The following is a 16460-nucleotide window of genomic DNA, read 5'->3' as shown; positions in this document are numbered from 1 at the left end:
GCCGCAATCCTGCGCGATGATGGCGGGTATGACCTGTCCTCACGTGTCGGACCTGCCCGCCGAGGTGTCGCCGGACAGCGCCGACGGGTGCGCGGACTGCCTCGCCGCGGGGGAGCGCACCTGGGCGCACCTGCGGATCTGCCTGGGCTGCGGGCACGTGGCGTGCTGCGACTCCAGCCCGCGCCGGCACGCGACCGCGCACTTCCGCGCCGAGCACCACCCCGTGATCCGGTCGTTCGAGCCGGGCGAGGACTGGCGCTGGTGCTACGTGGACAACCGGGTCGTGTGACGGCTTTACAGTCCCTTTAGCCGGTCGACCTATGGCTGTGACCCGCGACACGGATAGCTTCGGGAGCGCTCGATCGAGCGCGACACGAAGGGGTGCGCGTGGCCACGAAACCGCAGCCGGGGGGCGACGCCGCCACCGGCACCGCAGAGGTCGACCGGCTGATCGCCGAGCACGACGAGGAGCGCCCGTCGCGCGCCCTGTCCCGTCGGTGGGACCTGGGAGTGCGGGTGGCGGGGGTCGCCGTCGCGCTGCTCGTGCTCAAGCAGGTGTTCTGGCCGTTCGCCAAGGGCGGCCAGTACTACCTGGTGGTGTTCCTGGCGGTCACGCTGCCGCTCGTCTTCCTGTGCTACCGGCCGCGCGGGCGGCGTGACGGTGCCCGACGTGACGGTGCCCGACGTGACGGTGCCCGACGCGATTGGGCGGCCGGCGACGACCCGGGTCCCCTCGACTGGGCGTTCGCCGCGGTGGCGTTCGCGGTCGGCGCGTACCCGCTGTTCGGGGGCTTCGACGCGTTCCTCGACCGGCAGGGGCAGCTGACCGACCTCGACGTGCTCGCCGGGACGCTGCTGCTGGTCCTGGTCCTGGAGGCGTGCCGGCGCACCACCGGGTGGGTGCTGCCCGTCGTGTGCCTGGCGTTCATCGCGTTCGCCTACTACGGCGGGTTCCTGCCGCCGTCCTGGGCGATCTCCCACGCGGGCGTCGACTTCGGACAGATCATCAACGGCTTCTACAACGACGCCACCGGGTTCTACGGCACGCCGCTCGACGTCGCCGCCACGTACATCGTGCTGTTCACCATCTACGGCTCGGTGCTCAACGCCTCCGGCGCGGGCGCGTTCTTCGTCGACATCAGCTTCTCCGCGTTCCGCAAGTCGCGCACCGCACCCGGCCGCACCGCCGCCACCGCCGGGTTCCTGCTCGGCACCGTGTCCGGCTCGGGCACCGCCACCACCGTGTCGCTCGGCGCGGTGACGTGGCCGATGCTGCGCGAGGCCGGCTACCCGAGGGAGAACGCGGGCGGCCTGCTCGCCGCGTCCGGCATCGGCGCCATCCTGTCCCCGCCGACCCTCGGCGCGGCGGCGTTCATCATCGCCGAGTACCTGGAGACCTCGTACCTCCAGGTGCTGGTGTGGGCGATCCTGCCGACGCTGCTGTACTACCTGGGCATCGCGCTCGCCGTGGAGGTCGACGCCCGGCGGTTCGGCGCGAAGCCGGTGGAGATCGACGCGCCCGGCCCGTGGACGCTGCTCAAGCGCGGCGGCTACCACTTCCTGTCCCTCGGCGTGATCGTGCTGTTCCTCGCCCTGGACATCCCGGTCTACTCGGCCGTCGTCTACGCCACCGGCGTGGCCGCCGCGTTCGCGCTGATCGCCCGGCGCGGCGACGTGCGCGGGTGGCTGCTCGACCTGGCCGACTCGCTGGCCACCGGCGTGCGGTCCGCGCTGCCGGTGATCGCGGTGTGCGCCGCGGCGGGCGTGATCACGTCCACCATCACCAAGACCGGGCTCGGCCAGGAACTGGCGTCGGCGCTGGTCGACGTCGCGGGCGCGATCTCCTCGAACCCGACCGCGGTGCTGGTGGTCACCGCCGTGCTCGCGGCGGTCGCGGTGAGCCTGCTCGGGCTCGCCGTGCCGGTGACCGCGTCGTTCATCATCGCGTGGGTCGTGATCGGGCCCGCGCTGATCGAACTGGGCGTGGCCCGCGAGGAAGCGGCCATGTTCATCTTCTACTACGCGGTGCTGTCCGAGGTGACGCCGCCGACCGCGCTCGCCGCCGTCGCCGCCGCCGCCATCACCGGCGGCGACGTGGTGAAGACCATGTGGCGGACCTGGAAGTACACGCTGCCCGCGTTCCTCGTGCCGCTCGCGTTCGTGCTCACCGAGAACGGCGCGGGCCTGCTGCTGCGGACCCCGCTCCTCGACGCCCTCTGGGTGTTCGTCGCGTCGGCCCTCGGGGTGGCGGCGCTCGCCGTGCTCACCGGCGGCTGGCTGTTCGGCCCCGCGCGGTGGCCGGAACGCGCGCTGTGCGCGCTCGGGGCCCTCGCCCTGCTCTACCTGCAACCGGTCACCGTCGCCGTCGGCCTGGGCCTCCTGGCCGCCGCGGTGGTGGTGCACCTCGTCCGGAGGAGGAAGGAACAGCATGCGTAGCTGGGCGTTCAAGACCGTCGTGGGCGTGCTCTCGGTCGGGCTCGTCGTCGCCGGGTGCGGCGGCAAGCGCACCCCGGACGCGTCGGCGGGCTCCGACGGGGCCGCCTGCGAGGCCGGCGACGGCCGCATCACCATCGCCACCGGCAACTCCGGCGGCGTGTACTACGTCGTCGGCGGCGGCCTGGCCAAGCTGATCAGCGACAACACCGCGCTCAAGGCCACCGCGGCCGAGACCGGCGCGTCCGTGCAGAACATCCAGCAGCTCGTCGCGAACGACTACGACGTGGCGTTCTCGCTCGCCGACACCGCCGCCGACGCCGTCGCCGGCAAGGGCGCGTTCGACGGCAAGCCGCAGAAGGTGCAGGCCCTGACCAGGCTCTACCAGAACTACACGCAGGTGCTGGTGCGCGCCGACGCCGGCATCTCCTCCGTCGCCGACCTGCGCGGCAAGCGGATCTCCACCGGTTCGCCGAAGTCCGGCACCGAGGTCATCGCGACCCGCCTGCTCGAGGCCGCCGGGCTCGACATCGACACCGACGTGCAGGCGCAGCGCCTCGACCTCGCCAAGACCGCCGACGGCATGAAGGACGGCAGCCTCGACGGCCTCGTCTGGTCCGGCGGCCTGCCGACCGCGCAGATCACCGACCTGACCACGTCGCTGGGCGACGACGTGCGGTTCCTCGACATCACGCCGCAGCTCGACGCGCTCAAGGAGGTCAACGAGGTGTACGACCGGGGCGTCATCCCGGCCGCCGCCTACGGGCAGCCGGCCGACGTGCCGACGGTCGTGGTGCCCAACGTGCTGCTCGTGCGGGAGGACTTCCCCCGGGGCGACGCGTGCGCCGTGACGAAGCTGCTGTTCGACCGGAAGGCAGACCTGGAAGTCGTGCACCCGGCGGCCAAGGACATCTCCCGGGACCAGGCCCGCGAGACCGGTCCCGTGCCGCTGCACCCCGGCTCGCTGGACGCACTGGGCGGGTGACCGGCCGGGTCATCTAGGCTTCCGCACCGTGCGTGTCCTGGTCATCGGGTCTGGCGCCCGTGAACATGCCCTAGTCCTCGCCTTGTCGCGGGACCCCTCGGTGATCGCCTTGGCGTGCGCGCCCGGCAACGCCGGCATCGCCGGGGTGGCGGAGACCTACGGGGTCGACGTCACCGACGGCGCGGCGGTCGCGGCGCTGGCGCAGGAGTGGAAGGCCGACCTCGTCGTGGTCGGGCCGGAGCAGCCCCTGGTGGCGGGTGCGGCGGACGCCGTGCGCGCCGCGGGCGTCGCCTGCTTCGGCCCGTCCGCCGCGGCGGCCCGCATCGAGGGCTCGAAGGCGTTCGCGAAGGACGTCATGGCCGCGGCCGGCGTGCCCACCGCGACGTCCGAGGTCGTCGACAACCCGGCCCGCCTCGACGCGGCGCTCAACCGCTTCGGCCCCACGTGGGTCGTGAAGGACGACGGCCTGGCCGCGGGCAAGGGCGTGGTCGTCACCGCCGACCGCGCCGTGGCCCGCGCCCACGCCATGACCCTGCTCGACCACGGCCACCCGGTGCTGCTGGAGTCGTTCCTGGACGGCCCCGAGGTGTCCCTGTTCTGCCTGGTGGACGGTGCCACCGTGGTGCCGTTGCTGCCCGCGCAGGACTTCAAGCGGGTGGGTGACGGCGACGCCGGCCCGAACACCGGCGGCATGGGCGCCTACGCCCCGCTCCCGTGGGCCCGGGCCGACCTGGTCGACACGATCGTGTCGACCTGCGTGCAACCGGTCGTGGACGAACTGGCCCGTCGCGACACCCCGTTCACCGGCCTGCTGTACGCGGGCCTGGCCCTGACCTCGACGGGCCCCCAGGTCATCGAGTTCAACTGCCGCTTCGGCGACCCCGAGACCCAGGCCGTGGTCGCACTGCTGCGCACCCCGCTGGCAGCCCTCTTCCACGCCGCCGCGGTGGGCGAACTGGCCGCGGCCCCCCCGCTGGACTGGTCCGAGGGCTACGCGGTGACCGTCGTGGTCGCCGCCGAGGGCTACCCCGGCCTGCCGCGCACCGGCGACGTGGTGGGCGGGGCGGAAGCCGAGGGCGTCCTCCACGCCGGCACCCGCCGCCGCGAGGACGGCGCGGTCGTCTCCACCGGCGGCCGGGTCCTGTCGGTGGTCGGCACGGGCGCCACCCTGGCCGAAGCCCGCTCAGACGCCTACCGGCGCGTGGGGGCGGTCCACCTGACCGGTTCGCACCACCGGACCGACATCGCGCTGCGCGCGGCGGAGGGCGTGGTCGAGGTCCCGTAGGTCACGGCCGGCCGCAGCACTTCTTGTACTTGGCGGCCGAACCGCACCAGCACCTGTCGTTGCGCGCGGGCGGCCAGGCGACCTCGCCGCCCGCGGCGACGACCTCCTCCGCGAAGGCCGCCCGCGTCGCCGCCGAAGCGGGGTCGCCGCCGGTCCGCTCCGCGAACCCGGCCAGGCCGTCCGCGCTCATCAGCACCATCGTGATCTTCCCGGTGCTCGTCGCGGCCAACTCCCGGTTGGCCAGCTCGCGGTCGCGCACCACAGCGGCGACGTCGTCGTCCTGGACCAGCTCCGGCCACCGGCGGTGGGCCTCGGCGAGCCCGTCGCGCGTCCAGAACAGGACCCGCGTGCGCGGCGGCGCGGGCGTGAGCCGCCCGGTCAGCCGGGCCAACACGTCCGGAACCTCATCGGAGGTGGCCGCGGACTCGTCCAACCGGTCCGGCGGCAGACCCAGCGCCTCCCGCACCCGCCGCCGACCGGCCACGATGCTGTGCGCGATCGACAGGAATCCCAGCTCCTCCCGCAAGCCTTCCAACTCCTCGTCGGTCAGCCTGGCCGCCGCCATGTCGTACCAGTGCGCCGCCTGTTCGAGGTCACCCCGCTCCTGCACCAGCTCCGCTGCCAACTGGTACGGGTAGGGGGTTGCCGGGCGCGAGCGGCGCAGCTCCTCCAACGCCGCCTCGGCCTCCTCGACCCGGCCCAGGTCGAACAGCGCGTCGGCCAGCGCGACCCTCGCCTCGGCCCCGCTCTCACCACCCTGGTCAACGGCCTCGCCCAGCAAGGCCAGGGCGCGCTCGTGCTCGCCCGCCGCCCGCCACGCCTCGGCGGCTTCCAGCAGGATGTCGTCACGCTCGTCGGGGAACTCGTCGAGAGAGGCTTCCAGGTCCTGGGCGTCGCGGATCAGCTCCGCACGGGAAGGCATGCGCGGACTTTATCGAGCGGTGTCGGACGCGCTCCCGCACCTCGTCGGCGAGGCGCTCCGCGGCGGACGCGAACTCCCGGCCGAACTCGTCGGGGTCGGTGCCGGCCCAGCGCTCGTCCGGGCCGAGCGACACCCGCCGCCGGCACCAGGACCGCCGCGAGAGCGACGACCTTCCCCTCCGGGTGCCACCGTCACCCCGACGGCGCGGCCGGCTGCATCCACGAGCGCTCCGGGTCGTCGCCGACGGCGCGCATCTCGCGCAGGGCTTCGGCGCAGAGGGCCTGGCACCGGGAGATGGACCGCTCGCTCAGGCTGAGGCTTACCTCGAACGACCCGAAGAACGTGATCTCGGCCCTTCGCGCTTCCGGCTCGACACCGAGCTTGATCGGACCGTCGTCGGCCACTGCCACCCACATACCGCCCTGCGTGGTTTCTGCACTCACATAAAGGAACATATCCTCTGGATATCCACAGCCGGTATTACACGATTGAGTGACATGGTCGGGCGGTGGACGCCACTAAGGTGCTCGAAGTCGTTCGGAAAGGATCACCGTGCCGTACCAGACGACGCGGAAGCGACGGGTCGGCTCGCTGCTGCGGCAGTTCCGCGAGCGCGCCGGCCTCTCCGCCGAGGACGCGGCCCGACGCATCCGCAAGGCCCAGTCCACGATCAGCCGCACCGAGTCCGGGCAGACCCTGCCCAGCCTCGCCGAGGTCGAGGTGCTGCTCGCCTACTACAACGCCTCGGACGACGAGCGCGAGCACGCGCTCCAGAAGTGGGAGGACGCCAAGCAGGACGGCACGCGGCTCCCGCTGGCCGGTGCGGTGCCGAAGAAGTTCCAGGCGTACCTGCGGATGGAGACCGAGGCGGTGGCGCTCGACATCATCTCCCCGACCCTCGTCCCCGGCCTGCTCCAGTCCCGGCGGTACGCGCTGGCGATCACCGCGAACGGCGCGTCGATCGGCGGCGTGGTCGACGCGGAGAAGTTCGTCGAGTCACGGGTGGCGCGGCAGCGGCGCATCGCCGGGCCGGACCCCCTGGTCGTGCACGCCGTCCTGGACGAAGCCGCCGTGCGCCGCGTCGTCGGTGGCGCGGAGGTGATGGCCGAGCAGGTCGACCACCTGCTGGAATTGGCCGAGCGGGACAACATCACCGTCCAGGTGCTCCCCTTCGGGGCCGGCGAGTACCCCACGATGGCGGGGGCGGTCAGCATCCTCCGCTTCAACGACCCACTGGACGCCCCGTTCGTCGGATTGGAGTACGTCGGGGGCGACTCGATCGTGGATGATCCTGGAGACGTCGAAAGGTTGCGGGCCTCGTTCGCGTCGGCCGCGCGGCAAGCCCTGGACGTCACCAGGACCGTCGAGTTGTTGCGCACCATCCGGCAGGAGTTGGGGGACCGATGACCGAAGCACTCGTCAACTGGCGGAAGAGCAGTCGCAGTGGTGGGGCCAACCAGTGCGTCGAGTGCGCGGTCGTACCCGCTGGCCGGGCCGTCCGCGACAGCAAAGCCCCCACCGCCGGAACACTGGTCGTCCCGGTCGCGGCCTTCGCTCGGCTCGTCGAGACCGTCAAGGCCGGTGTCCGGGACGTCTGATCCAGCGGGAACCGACAGGGGTGCGGCTTCGTCCAACCTCAGGCCCGGTTCACGCGGTCGTTGGTAGCCTCGGACCGGGACCGACCAGTCACCGACCGTACGGGGGTAGGACGTCGTGGCAGAGGAGAACGGCCTACTGGGTGCCGTCGCCGGCATAGGCGGAGCCATCGGCAAGGCGGTCGGCGAGGTGTTCGCGGCGGAGAAGCGCCTGAGCGACACGATGGCCTCGGGCCCCGGTTCCAGCCAGAAGTTCGAGGTTAGCGAGCGCACCGTCCTCGAAGCGGGCAAGATCATAAACACGCGCGTCGAGGAACTGCGGGAACGTCTCTACGACGCCTACGGCGACCTGCGGATCAGCGTCAGCGGCATGGACAAGCTCAACAGCGACATCGCTGCCGCTTGGAACGACCGCTTGGTGGACTCCGAGGATTCCTACGCCCGCCGGATCGAGCAGTACATCGACAGCCTGGCTGGACTCGTGGAGCAGCTCCGCGCGACGGCCAAGCAGTACGGCCACACGGAAGAAGAGGTCGTGGCGGCAATGGGAGCGGCGAGTGCTTCGAAGCAGTAGAGGGCTGGTCGTACTCGCGGTGGCCGGTGCCGCTGTGTTGGCGGGCTGCTCTCCGAGTACCTCGGGCGATCCCAAGCCACAGACCACAACGAGTGCCGCACCCGAGTCGACCGGTTCGAGCGTGCCCACGGTGGCGTTCCCGAAACGCCCGCAGGAGCTGAAGCTCGAGGGCATCCCCGACGCGTGTTCCGTGTTGACCACGGAGCAGCAGGAGGAACTCGGGATCGACAACGCCAAGCCCGGCACGCAGGACGTGGTCAAGGGCAAGGACTCGCCTGCGTGCAGTTTCCGGGCGAACAGCCGCCCGCTGTACAGCTATGAGGTCGCCCTCGTCGCGAACGAGGGCGTCGGTTACTGGGAGGGCTCCGGTAACTTGGACGTCGCCCAGAAGACCGTAAGCGGGTACGGCGCCTACGAGGTCAGGCTGGCTGGCACCACGACCGGCGACTGCGCCTTGGCGATCGACGTGGCCGAGGGGCAGCAGTTCTTCATCTCTTTCTTCCCAATCGGTGACGGCTTCACCCAGGAACAGATGTGCCAGAACGTGGTCAAGGGTGCGGAGTTGGCGCTGACGACGTTGCAGACCTTGAAGTAAGGGGGAGGCATGAGCTTCAGGCAGATCACCGACCACCGCTTCGAGGGATACAGCAACGGTGCGTTGGCCGGCTTGGTCCAGCAGTTCCAGAGCGGCGACGCGGCCCAGCGGTTCAGCGATGCCTCGCACGCGTTGCGCCAGCTCGCGGCGACGTTGGACGAGACCGACGAGACGTTGCGCGACGAGCTGAAGAAGCTCGGCATCAACTGGCAGGGTGCGGCCGGTGACAACGCCGGGAAGGCGGTCACCGTGTCGGCTGACGTGGCCACGTCCGGCACCGATGCCGCCAAGCAGAACTCCAAGGCCACCGCCGTGCAGGGGGCCAACTACAGCCAGACCCGCAACAGCATGCCGGAGCCCGCCACGTTGCAGGGCGACACGGAGACGAACTTCTGGGACGACGCGGGCGGCTTCTTCGGGTACGAGACCGACCACGCGAAAGAGGTCAAGGCGACCCAGGCCGCGCGCGAGCAGACCATCCGCGGGCTCGACCAGTACACCGAGGCGAGCCGCGACGCGCTCAACCAGTACCAGGGCATGAACAAGCCGCCGCAGTTCGACGTGACGTCCGCGTCCAGCGTCAGCACGCCGGTGGCGCCGGCGATCCAGCCCGGTGGCGGGATCGCGGGTGTGCCGGGGGCCATGCCCGGGTCGCTGCCCGGTGGCGGGGTCGGCGGTCTGCCCGGCGGTGGCACGGTCGGGTTGCCGCCGCAGTTGCCCGGTGGCGGTCTTCCCGGTGGCCTGCCCGGTGGTCTTCCCGGCGGTGCCGTCACGGGGATCGCGCCCACCGTGCCCGGTGGCGGCTCGGCGGTGCTGCCGCCCGCCGCGCTGGGCAAGGCCGGCGGGTCGAACCTCGGGTTGGGGCTCGGGTTGGGGCTCGCCGGTGGTGCGGCGCTCGGGTTGGCGGCCGGTGCCGCGCGCGGAGCGCGGGTCGTGCGCAACCCGTCCGGCGGTGGTGTGCCCGCGGGGGCCAAGGTGCCCGAGGGCGCGGCCGGCGGGAAGGGTGGTTCCGGTGGCGGGGCCGGCTCCGTCCCGAAGGGCGGTGTGCCCGGTGTGCCCGGTGGCGCGTTGACCGGCAAGCCCGGTGTCTCGGCCACGATCGGCATGATCGACCCGGACGAGCGCGTGCCCGGTCGTCCCGGCGCCGCGGGCGCCGGCGCGGGCAAGGGCGTCGGTGCGGGGATGATGCAGCCCGCCGCCACCGCGAGGGGTGGCCAGGGCGAGGAGGACGAGGAGCACGTGCGCAAGTACGGCGTGGACTCCGACGACGTCTTCGGTGACGAGCGGATGGTCGTGCAGTCGGTCATCGGCGACGAGCCCGAGAAGAAGTGAAGTGAGCACGGTCGTCCTGTCGACCCTGGAGTTCGACGTCGCGTGGGAAGGCGAGCGGCTCGCCAGGCGCAGTGTCGCGCTGGACGTGCCCAGTCCCGGTGTCACGCACACCGAGCGGGCCGCGCTGGTGGACCGGGCCTGGCAGTCGCTCGCCGCACGCGGGCTGGCCGCGAACCGGCGGTTGACGCCCGAGTTGGCCGACGCGTTCGCGCTGCTCGCCAACCCGCAGGTGTCGATCGACCTGTGGGTGTGGGTGGACCGCCGCAAGATCAAGGGTCTCGCGGCGTCCGCCGGTGAGGACGGGCTGCTCGCCGTCGTCGACGGCGACGAGGTGTGGTTGATCGAGGCGCGCGCCAGTGCGCTCGCCGAGGCCGCCGTGTCCGTCGCCGGGGAGGTGCCCGCCGGGTACGGGCGTTCGATCAGCCTGCCGAACGACGTGCTGCGCAAGGCGTCCGACGAGGCCGGCCGGGACGCCGAGAAGCTGGTGCTGTCGCTGGAGCGGCACGGGTTGCCGCTGCACGAGGCGCAGGAGCTGGCTGCCATGTGCGACGGGATGAGCACGCGCGGCCAGTTCGGCGCCGAACGCGCCCAGGTCGGTGGGCCCCCCGTCCGGGCCTCGCGGGTGGTGGCGTGGCACGACACCCCGTCCGGCCGGTACCTGCACCTGGTGCGGCCCAGTTCGGACGGGCGCGAGTGGAGCACGATCACACCCATCGACAACGCCCGGCTCGCGGCCTGCGTCTGGGAGCTGCTCCAGGAGGTCTGAGCGCTTTCAGGGGGGTCCTGGGGGTGCTTCAGGGGGGTGTCCGGTGGAACCTCCCCGTTCCACGTGACGTCAATCGGGTGCGGGCCTGGGGGGCCAAGCACTGCCCGCCGTCCTTCGGGAGTGACGTTCGGTGACCAACGCTACGCTCAGCGCTACCGCGTTCCGCACGGCATGGGAACACCTCGACCTCGGCGCCATGCCGATCGTCCTGCACGTCCAGGACGATCCCGCACCGTGGAGCCACCTGACCGCGCAAGGTCTGGCCCGCGGCGCGGAACTCGACCCGTGGCTGGGGGCCGCCTTCAAACTGCTCGCCTACCCGCCGAGATCGGTGGACCTGCGACTCGGGATCGGCAGCACGGCCGTGCGCGCGCTCGCCGCGTCCACGGGCACCGGTTCGCTGCTGGCGGTGCTCAGGGGGGACCTGCTCTCCGTGCGCGAGGCGGGGCACGACCTGGCCACCGCGCTCGTCGGCCTGCTGCCCCGGCAGCCGGACGGGACGGTCGGCGCTCCGGACCTGCGGGGCCAGTTCGGGGCCGCGGCGATCGACCGGACCGGGCGGCGACGCCGGGCGACCGACGTGGTCGACTTCCACGGGCCGGTTGACGCCGGCGGGTTGCGCCGGAGGATCGCCGGGCTGTTGGACGAATTCCGCGAGTAGCCGGGAAGCGGGTGTGTGACCGGGGTCCTGGGATGGCAGGGCCCCGGGCGGCAGGGGTTAGCCTGGCGCGCATGGTGGGTGTCGCGGCTCGTGCGGATGTTCCTCCCTTTCACGTGATGGAGGTGCTGTCGGCCGCCGCGCGTCGGCAGCGGACGCACGGGGACGTCGTGTCGTTGGCCGCCGGGCAGCCGTCCAGCCCCGCGCCGACCCCCGTGCTGGAGGCGGCGCAGCGGGCCTTGCGCGAGCAGCCGTTGGGCTACACCGAGCAGCTCGGCATCGCCGAGCTGCGCGAGGCGTTGGCCGGGCACTACGCCCGGCAGTACGGGCTCGCGGTGTCGCCCGACGACGTGGTCGTCACGACCGGCTCGTCCGGGGCCTTCCTGTTGGCCTTCCTCGCCTCCTTCGACGCGGGTGACCGGGTGGCGCTCGCGCGACCCGGCTACCCCGCTTACCGGAACATCCTGCGGGCACTGGGCTGCGAGGTCGTCGAGCTGCCGTGCGGGCCGGAGACGCGCTTCCAGCCGACTGTCGCGATGCTGGAGGCGGCGGGGCGGCTCGACGGGCTGGTCGTGGCCAGCCCGGCCAACCCGACCGGCACCGTGCTCGCCCCCGACGAGCTGCGCGGGCTCGCCGAGTGGTGCGCGGAGCGGGGCGTGCGGCTCGTCAGTGACGAGATCTACCACGGCATCAGCTACGGCACGCCCCTCGCCTGCTCGTGGGAGACCTCCCGGGACACCATCGTCGTCAACTCCTTCTCCAAGGCGTTCGCCATGACCGGCTGGCGGTTGGGGTGGATGCTGCTGCCGCCCGACCTGCGGCGGGCCGTGGACCGGCTCACGGGCAACTTCACGCTCTGCCCGCCCGCCCTCGCCCAGCACGCGGCCGTCGCGGCGTTCGAGCCCGAGTCGTACGCGCAGGCCGAACGCCTGGTCGAGGGGTACCGCCTCAACCGGGACGTGCTGCTCAAGGGCCTGGCGGACCTCGGCATCGACGAGGTGGCCCCCGCCGACGGCGCCTTCTACGCCTACGCCGACGTCTCGCACCTCACGACCGACTCGATGGACTTCTGCCGCCGCCTGCTCGACGACACGGGCGTCGCGATCGTGCCCGGGATCGACTTCGACCCCGTGCGCGGGCACGAGTTCATCCGGATGTCCTTCGCCGGGGCCGGCCACGACATCGAGGAGGCGTTGCGGCGGATCGGCGGGTGGTTGTCGTCATCATGACGACAGTTGTACCCGCGGGGACCGGCCGGTGGGGGAACTCGCGGCCGGTGTCGCTCGTTCGTGTGGCATGGGTCGAATAATCCTGTGGCTGCTCGCCGCCTGGGTCGTGATCACGATCGCCGGAGCGGTCATCGAGGGCGTCTTCTGGCTCGCCGTGATCGGCGGCGTGCTGTTCCTCGGCACCGCCGCGTACGGCGCGATCAAGACCAACCGCCGCAAGGGCATCAAGGGGCCGTAGCGCCCCGGTAGCTGGTAAAACGCCGAACCGGCGTTCACCATGGTGCGGTGTCGGAGACTGATGAGCGCCGCCTCGCCCACTGGGAGCGGCGCGCCGAGTGGCCCCTGACCGGCCTCGCCGTGCTGTTCCTGGTGGCCTACGCCTGGCAGGTCCTCGACGACCGCGCGACCCCCGGCCTGCACGGCACCCTGGAGGTCGTCCTCTGGTTCGTGTGGCTCGTCTTCGCGGTCGACTACCTGGTGCGGCTCGTGATCGCGGTCGACAAGCGCAGGTTCGTGACCACCCACCTCTTCGACCTGCTCGCGGTGCTGCTGCCGGTGGTCCGCCAGTTGCGCGTGCTGCGCCTGCTCACCGTGCTCAAGCTGCTCAACCGCCGGTACGCCGGCCGGGTCCGGCAGCGGATCGGCGTCTACGTCGCGGCCGTCACGACCCTGGTCGGCCTGTGCGCCTCGCTCGCCGTCCTGGACGCCGAGCGCCGCCACCCCGATGCCTCGATCACCACCTTCGGCGACGCCGCGTGGTGGGTGCTCACCACCATCACCACCGTCGGCTACGGCGACCGCTACCCCGTGACCTGGGAGGGGAGGCTGGTCGCCGCGCTGCTCATGGTCGGCGGCATCGCCCTGATCGGTGTCGTCACGGGCACCATCGCGTCCTGGATCGTCGAGCGGCTCAGCGGCGTCGAGGGGTCGGTCGCCGAGGCCGAGCAGGCCACCGCGACCGAGCTCCGCCAGGTCAGGGCGGAGCTGGCCGCGCTGCGCGAGGAACTGCGCGAGGAGCTACGGGCCGAGCACCGACCGGGCGTGTGAGCTGCCCTGCCACAGCACGCCCGTCAGCCCCGCCGCGTTCGCCCCGTCCACGTTGACCTGCCGGTCGTCGAAGAACACGCAGTCGCGCGGGTCCGCACCGATCCGCTCGGCCAGCGCGGCGAAGATCCGCGGGTCGGGCTTCGCCACGCCCAGGTCGCCGGAGAACACCAGGTGCCGGAAGTGCCGGGTCCACGGCTCGCGCTCGGCCACCCGGGCGAACGTCGCCGAGGCGTTCGACAGCAGCGCCAGCGGCACGCCCTCCGACGCCAGGTCCGCCAGCAGCTCCAGCACCGACGGGTCCGGCCGCAGCCAGCCTCGCACGTCCACGTCCGTCAACCGCGCGGACAGCGCCTCGTCCACCTCGACGCCCAGCAGCGCGCCCACGGCCCGCCAATACACCAGGTCGGGCGTGCCGCTGTCGTAGTCGTGGCGCGGTTCCCAGTAGGCCGCCGCGAAGGCCTCGACGGGCGCCCCGAGCAGGGACGCCAGCTCGGGCAGCGCCCCGGTCGGCTGCGAGATCACCTCGCCGTAGTCGAACACCACCCAGCGCACGTCAGCTCGCCGACCCGATGCGCCGCAGCGCCTCGACCACGTCGTCCGCGCCCACGTCCCGGTGCGTCACGAACCTCACCCTGCCCGACATCGGCCCCGCGTGCACCCCCAGGTGCCGCAGCCCGGCGAGCGTCACGTCCAGGTCCGGCACGCCCGCCAGCACGATGTTCGTCTCCGGCTCGTCCACCTGCCAGCCCAGCTCGGCGAGGCCCTTGGCGAGCGCCTTGGCGTTGGCGTGGTCCTGCGCGAGGTCGTCGACCCGGTCCAGACCGACCAGGCCCGCGGCGGCCAGCACGCCGCCCTGCCGCACGCCGCCGCCCAGCATCTTGCGCACCCGCCGCGCCTCGGCGACGAACAGCGCCGACCCGGCCACGACCGAGCCGACCGGCGCGCCCAGCCCCTTGGACAGGCACACCTGCACGGTGTCCACGCCGACCGCCAGCGCCGCGGGCGGCAGGCCCAGGGCGACGGCCGCGTTCCACAGCCGGGCGCCGTCCAGGTGCACCCGCAGCCCGGTCTCGCGCGCGGCCGACACCAGCAGCGCGTGCTCGTCGGGCTGGGTGACCGAGCCACCCGCAGAGTTGTGCGTGTTCTCCAGGCACAACAGGGTCGTGCGCAGGTTGTAGTACGGCCCCGGGACGCCCGCCGCGGCGCGCACCGCGTCCGGCGACGCGCGTCCCGGACCGGCGTCGCACTCCAGCGGGTGCGGCATCCCGCCCGCGATGAACGCGGCCGTGCCCAGCTCGCTGTCCAGCACGTGCGCGCCGCGCGGCGCCAGGAACCGGTCGCCCGGCCGCAGGTGCACGGTGAGCGCGATGAGGTTGCCCATGGACCCCGTCGGCACCCACAGCGCCGCCTCCACGCCGAGCAGCTCGGCGACGCGGTCCTCCAGCAGTCTCATCGTCGGGTCGTGGTCGAGGACGTCGTCGGCGACCTCGGCGCGCGACATGGCCAGTCTCATGGCCTCGTCCGGTTGGGTCACGGTGTCCGACCGGAAGTCCAGCGGCGGGAGCGGGGTCACGAATGGATCACATCACACCGGGCAAGCCCCCACCCGGCCGCGTCGGCGGTACGACGATGGGGGGTGACGCAAGTCTCGGTCGACGGGCGTGCAACCGTTGGCCGTCCCGGTTCCGTCCGGTAGGTGCAAGCACGACGAGCGGAGAGAGTCCGCGTGGATCAGCGCGACGAGCAGGAGTTCGCGGAGTACTTCGTGGCTCGCCGGGAGGCCGTGCGCCGAACGGCGTTCCTGCTCTGTGGTGACTGGCACCGGGCGGACGACCTCGCGCAGACCGCGTTCGTCGCGCTGCACCGCAGGTGGCGGAAGGTCCGGGACAAGCAGGCCCTGGACGCCTACGTCCGCCGCAGCGTGGTGCGCGCGGTGATCGACGAGTCCCGGCGGCCGTGGCGGCGGGAGCGGTTCGTGGACCAGGTCCCGGACACGCCCGCGACCGACGGCGAGGTCGCCGACTCGGTGGCGACGCGCGAGACCCTGGTCGCGGGCTTGCGGCGGGTGCCGCCCAGGCAGCGGGCGGTGCTCGTGCTCAGGTTCCTGGAGGGCCTGGACGTCTCGGCGACCGCGGAGGCGCTCGGGTGCTCGGAGGGGACGGTCAAGAGCCAGACCTCCCGGGGACTGGAAGCCCTGCGCGAAGCGCTCGGCGATGCGATCGACGACTTGCGGCCCGCGTCGTGAACGGGAGGTGGAGGTAGGTGGACGAGCAGAAGCTCTCGGAGCTGTTCCGCGACGCGACCCGCGACGCGCCGCCCGCGTCCTTCGACGTGGGCGGGGTCCGGGCGGCGTCCGCACGGGCGACCGCGCGGCGCAGGTCGGCCGTGGCGCTCGGCTCCGCGCTCGCCGTCGTGCTGGTGTTCGGCGGCGTCGTGGTCTCGACGAGCCTGTTCGCGAACACCGCGGGCGACACCGCCGCGGTGGGTTCCGCGGAGGGCGTCCCGTCCCCGGACGTCACCCGGTTCGGTGAAGCCCAGGCGCCCGCGCTGCCCAAGGACGCCGCACCGGACCGGAGCGGTGGAATGCCGCCCAGGAGCGTCCCCGACGACCCGTCCACGCAGGGGGACGAGCCGTTGGGGACAGCCGACCGGCCAACGGTCGGCCGCACCCCCGGTGGGTGCGTCGAGGTGGACCGGGAGCTCGCCGTCGCCCTCGCCGACGAGCTCCCGGTCGCCCGGGGCCTCCAGCCCGCCCCGGCCGCCGCGAACTGCCCGGTGGGCGCGCGCGGCGCGAGCTACCTGGTCCGCGACGGCGGGACCACCGGCACGGTGTCCGTCGTCGTCGCGCCCGCGGGCACGTCCGACCTGGCGGTGGACCCGTCGGTGCGGTTCCAGAGCTCGCCCACGCCGGGCGGCGAGGAGCTGTACGTGCTCAGCGAGCCGGCGGCGGGGTCGGCGGTCGCGCCGTTCGCGGACGAGCTGGCGTCGCTGGCGCAGCGGCTCGGGGACCGGTTCTAGGGGCGGCACTAGTACCTTCCC

Annotated in this window: 20 protein-coding genes; 16 read left to right on the top strand and 4 right to left on the bottom strand. The window is 72.7% G+C overall.

What is annotated here, in order from left to right; translation table 11 throughout:
• Positions 1-28 precede the first annotated feature (28 nt).
• From J2S66_RS27715 to purD, 4 genes are all read left to right on the top strand, one after another.
• Positions 29-289, top strand: coding sequence for a UBP-type zinc finger domain-containing protein (locus tag J2S66_RS27715; protein WP_306743948.1), 261 nt, complete (start codon positions 29-31; stop codon positions 287-289).
• Positions 290-387: 98 nt separating this feature from the next.
• Entirely contained in the window at positions 388-2436 is a 2049-nt protein-coding gene (locus J2S66_RS27710) for a TRAP transporter permease (RefSeq protein ID WP_310310207.1), read from the top strand.
• A complete protein-coding gene (locus tag J2S66_RS27705; protein WP_310310206.1) occupies positions 2429-3418 on the top strand; it encodes a TAXI family TRAP transporter solute-binding subunit in 990 nt (329 codons plus the stop codon). Before J2S66_RS27710 ends, J2S66_RS27705 begins: the two co-directional genes overlap by 8 nt.
• Positions 3419-3446: 28 nt before the next feature.
• Positions 3447-4703: a phosphoribosylamine--glycine ligase gene (gene purD, locus J2S66_RS27700; RefSeq protein ID WP_310310205.1), complete on the top strand. Its 1257-nt coding sequence runs from the start codon at positions 3447-3449 to the stop codon at positions 4701-4703.
• Position 4704: 1 nt separating this feature from the next.
• Here purD and J2S66_RS27695 read toward each other — a convergent pair whose 3' ends face one another.
• Both J2S66_RS27695 and J2S66_RS27690 read right to left on the bottom strand, forming a co-directional pair.
• Complete coding sequence (locus J2S66_RS27695) at positions 4705-5625, bottom strand: tetratricopeptide repeat protein (protein ID WP_310310204.1); 921 nt, start codon at positions 5623-5625, stop codon at positions 4705-4707.
• Positions 5626-5816: 191 nt separating this feature from the next.
• Positions 5817-6068 carry a hypothetical protein gene (locus J2S66_RS27690; protein ID WP_310310203.1) on the bottom strand — a complete coding sequence of 84 codons (252 nt, stop codon included), beginning with the start codon at positions 6066-6068 and terminating at the stop codon, positions 5817-5819.
• A 109-nt stretch (positions 6069-6177) separates the two neighbouring features.
• On the opposite strand from J2S66_RS27690, the gene J2S66_RS27685 reads away from it, so the two are divergent.
• The 10 genes from J2S66_RS27685 to J2S66_RS27640 all read left to right on the top strand — a co-directional run bounded on the left by J2S66_RS27685 (position 6178) and on the right by J2S66_RS27640 (position 13421).
• Entirely contained in the window at positions 6178-7032 is an 855-nt protein-coding gene (locus tag J2S66_RS27685) for a helix-turn-helix domain-containing protein (protein ID WP_310310202.1), read from the top strand.
• On the top strand, positions 7029-7223 hold the full coding sequence (locus tag J2S66_RS27680) for a DUF397 domain-containing protein (RefSeq protein ID WP_310310201.1): 195 nt from the start codon (positions 7029-7031) through the stop codon (positions 7221-7223). The genes J2S66_RS27685 and J2S66_RS27680 overlap by 4 nt, the downstream gene beginning before the upstream one ends.
• Positions 7224-7338: 115 nt before the next feature.
• Positions 7339-7794 (top strand): hypothetical protein, encoded by a 456-nt coding sequence (locus J2S66_RS27675; RefSeq protein ID WP_310310200.1) that lies wholly within the window; start codon positions 7339-7341, stop codon positions 7792-7794.
• Entirely contained in the window at positions 7778-8389 is a 612-nt protein-coding gene (locus tag J2S66_RS27670; protein ID WP_310310199.1) for a DUF3558 domain-containing protein, read from the top strand. Before J2S66_RS27675 ends, J2S66_RS27670 begins: the two co-directional genes overlap by 17 nt.
• A 9-nt stretch (positions 8390-8398) precedes the next feature.
• Positions 8399-9721: a PPE domain-containing protein gene (locus J2S66_RS27665; protein ID WP_310310198.1), complete on the top strand. Its 1323-nt coding sequence runs from the start codon at positions 8399-8401 to the stop codon at positions 9719-9721.
• Position 9722: 1 nt separating this feature from the next.
• Positions 9723-10487, top strand: coding sequence for an ESX secretion-associated protein EspG (locus J2S66_RS27660; RefSeq protein ID WP_310310197.1), 765 nt, complete (start codon positions 9723-9725; stop codon positions 10485-10487).
• Between the two features lie 130 nt (positions 10488-10617).
• Positions 10618-11148 (top strand): ESX secretion-associated protein EspG, encoded by a 531-nt coding sequence (locus J2S66_RS27655; protein ID WP_310310196.1) that lies wholly within the window; start codon positions 10618-10620, stop codon positions 11146-11148.
• Between the two features lie 71 nt (positions 11149-11219).
• Complete coding sequence (locus J2S66_RS27650; protein ID WP_310310195.1) at positions 11220-12374, top strand: pyridoxal phosphate-dependent aminotransferase; 1155 nt, start codon at positions 11220-11222, stop codon at positions 12372-12374.
• 67 nt (positions 12375-12441) lie between these two features.
• Positions 12442-12612, top strand: coding sequence for a hypothetical protein (locus J2S66_RS27645; protein ID WP_306743935.1), 171 nt, complete (start codon positions 12442-12444; stop codon positions 12610-12612).
• A gap of 47 nt (positions 12613-12659) precedes the next feature.
• Positions 12660-13421: a potassium channel family protein gene (locus J2S66_RS27640; protein ID WP_310310194.1), complete on the top strand. Its 762-nt coding sequence runs from the start codon at positions 12660-12662 to the stop codon at positions 13419-13421.
• On the opposite strand, the gene J2S66_RS27635 is transcribed toward J2S66_RS27640, so the two are convergent.
• A complete protein-coding gene (locus J2S66_RS27635; protein WP_310310193.1) occupies positions 13392-13973 on the bottom strand; it encodes an HAD family hydrolase in 582 nt (193 codons plus the stop codon). The two genes, J2S66_RS27640 and J2S66_RS27635, sit on opposite strands and share 30 nt — an antisense overlap.
• Before the next feature lies 1 nt (position 13974).
• On the bottom strand, positions 13975-14994 hold the full coding sequence (locus J2S66_RS27630) for a threonine aldolase family protein (RefSeq protein ID WP_310310192.1): 1020 nt from the start codon (positions 14992-14994) through the stop codon (positions 13975-13977).
• 153 nt (positions 14995-15147) lie between these two features.
• Here J2S66_RS27630 and J2S66_RS27625 point away from each other — a divergent pair, with 153 nt between their 5' ends.
• On the top strand, positions 15148-15666 hold the full coding sequence (locus J2S66_RS27625; protein WP_306743931.1) for a SigE family RNA polymerase sigma factor: 519 nt from the start codon (positions 15148-15150) through the stop codon (positions 15664-15666).
• 17 nt (positions 15667-15683) lie between these two features.
• Positions 15684-16439 (top strand): hypothetical protein, encoded by a 756-nt coding sequence (locus J2S66_RS27620; protein WP_310310191.1) that lies wholly within the window; start codon positions 15684-15686, stop codon positions 16437-16439.
• Positions 16440-16460 lie beyond the last annotated feature (21 nt).

It is taken from the genome of Saccharothrix longispora (assembly GCF_031455225.1).
GTDB lineage: Bacteria > Actinomycetota > Actinomycetes > Mycobacteriales > Pseudonocardiaceae > Actinosynnema > Actinosynnema longispora.
The sequence above is the reverse complement of the archived record's forward strand: the minus strand, read 5'-3'. Positions and strand labels throughout refer to the sequence as shown.

Excerpts from the sequence above, each read along its gene's own strand:
- J2S66_RS27645 (WP_306743935.1), top strand. The coding sequence starts at position 12,442 with ATGGGTCGAATAATCCTGTGGCTGCTCGCCGCCTGGGTCGTGATCACG.
- J2S66_RS27715 (WP_306743948.1), top strand. The coding sequence starts at position 29 with ATGACCTGTCCTCACGTGTCGGACCTGCCCGCCGAGGTGTCGCCGGAC.
- J2S66_RS27680 (WP_310310201.1), top strand. The coding sequence starts at position 7,029 with ATGACCGAAGCACTCGTCAACTGGCGGAAGAGCAGTCGCAGTGGTGGG.
- J2S66_RS27650 (WP_310310195.1), top strand. The coding sequence starts at position 11,220 with ATGGTGGGTGTCGCGGCTCGTGCGGATGTTCCTCCCTTTCACGTGATG.
- J2S66_RS27665 (WP_310310198.1), top strand. The coding sequence starts at position 8,399 with ATGAGCTTCAGGCAGATCACCGACCACCGCTTCGAGGGATACAGCAAC.
- J2S66_RS27695 (WP_310310204.1), bottom strand. The coding sequence starts at position 5,625 with ATGCCTTCCCGTGCGGAGCTGATCCGCGACGCCCAGGACCTGGAAGCC.
- J2S66_RS27705 (WP_310310206.1), top strand. The coding sequence starts at position 2,429 with ATGCGTAGCTGGGCGTTCAAGACCGTCGTGGGCGTGCTCTCGGTCGGG.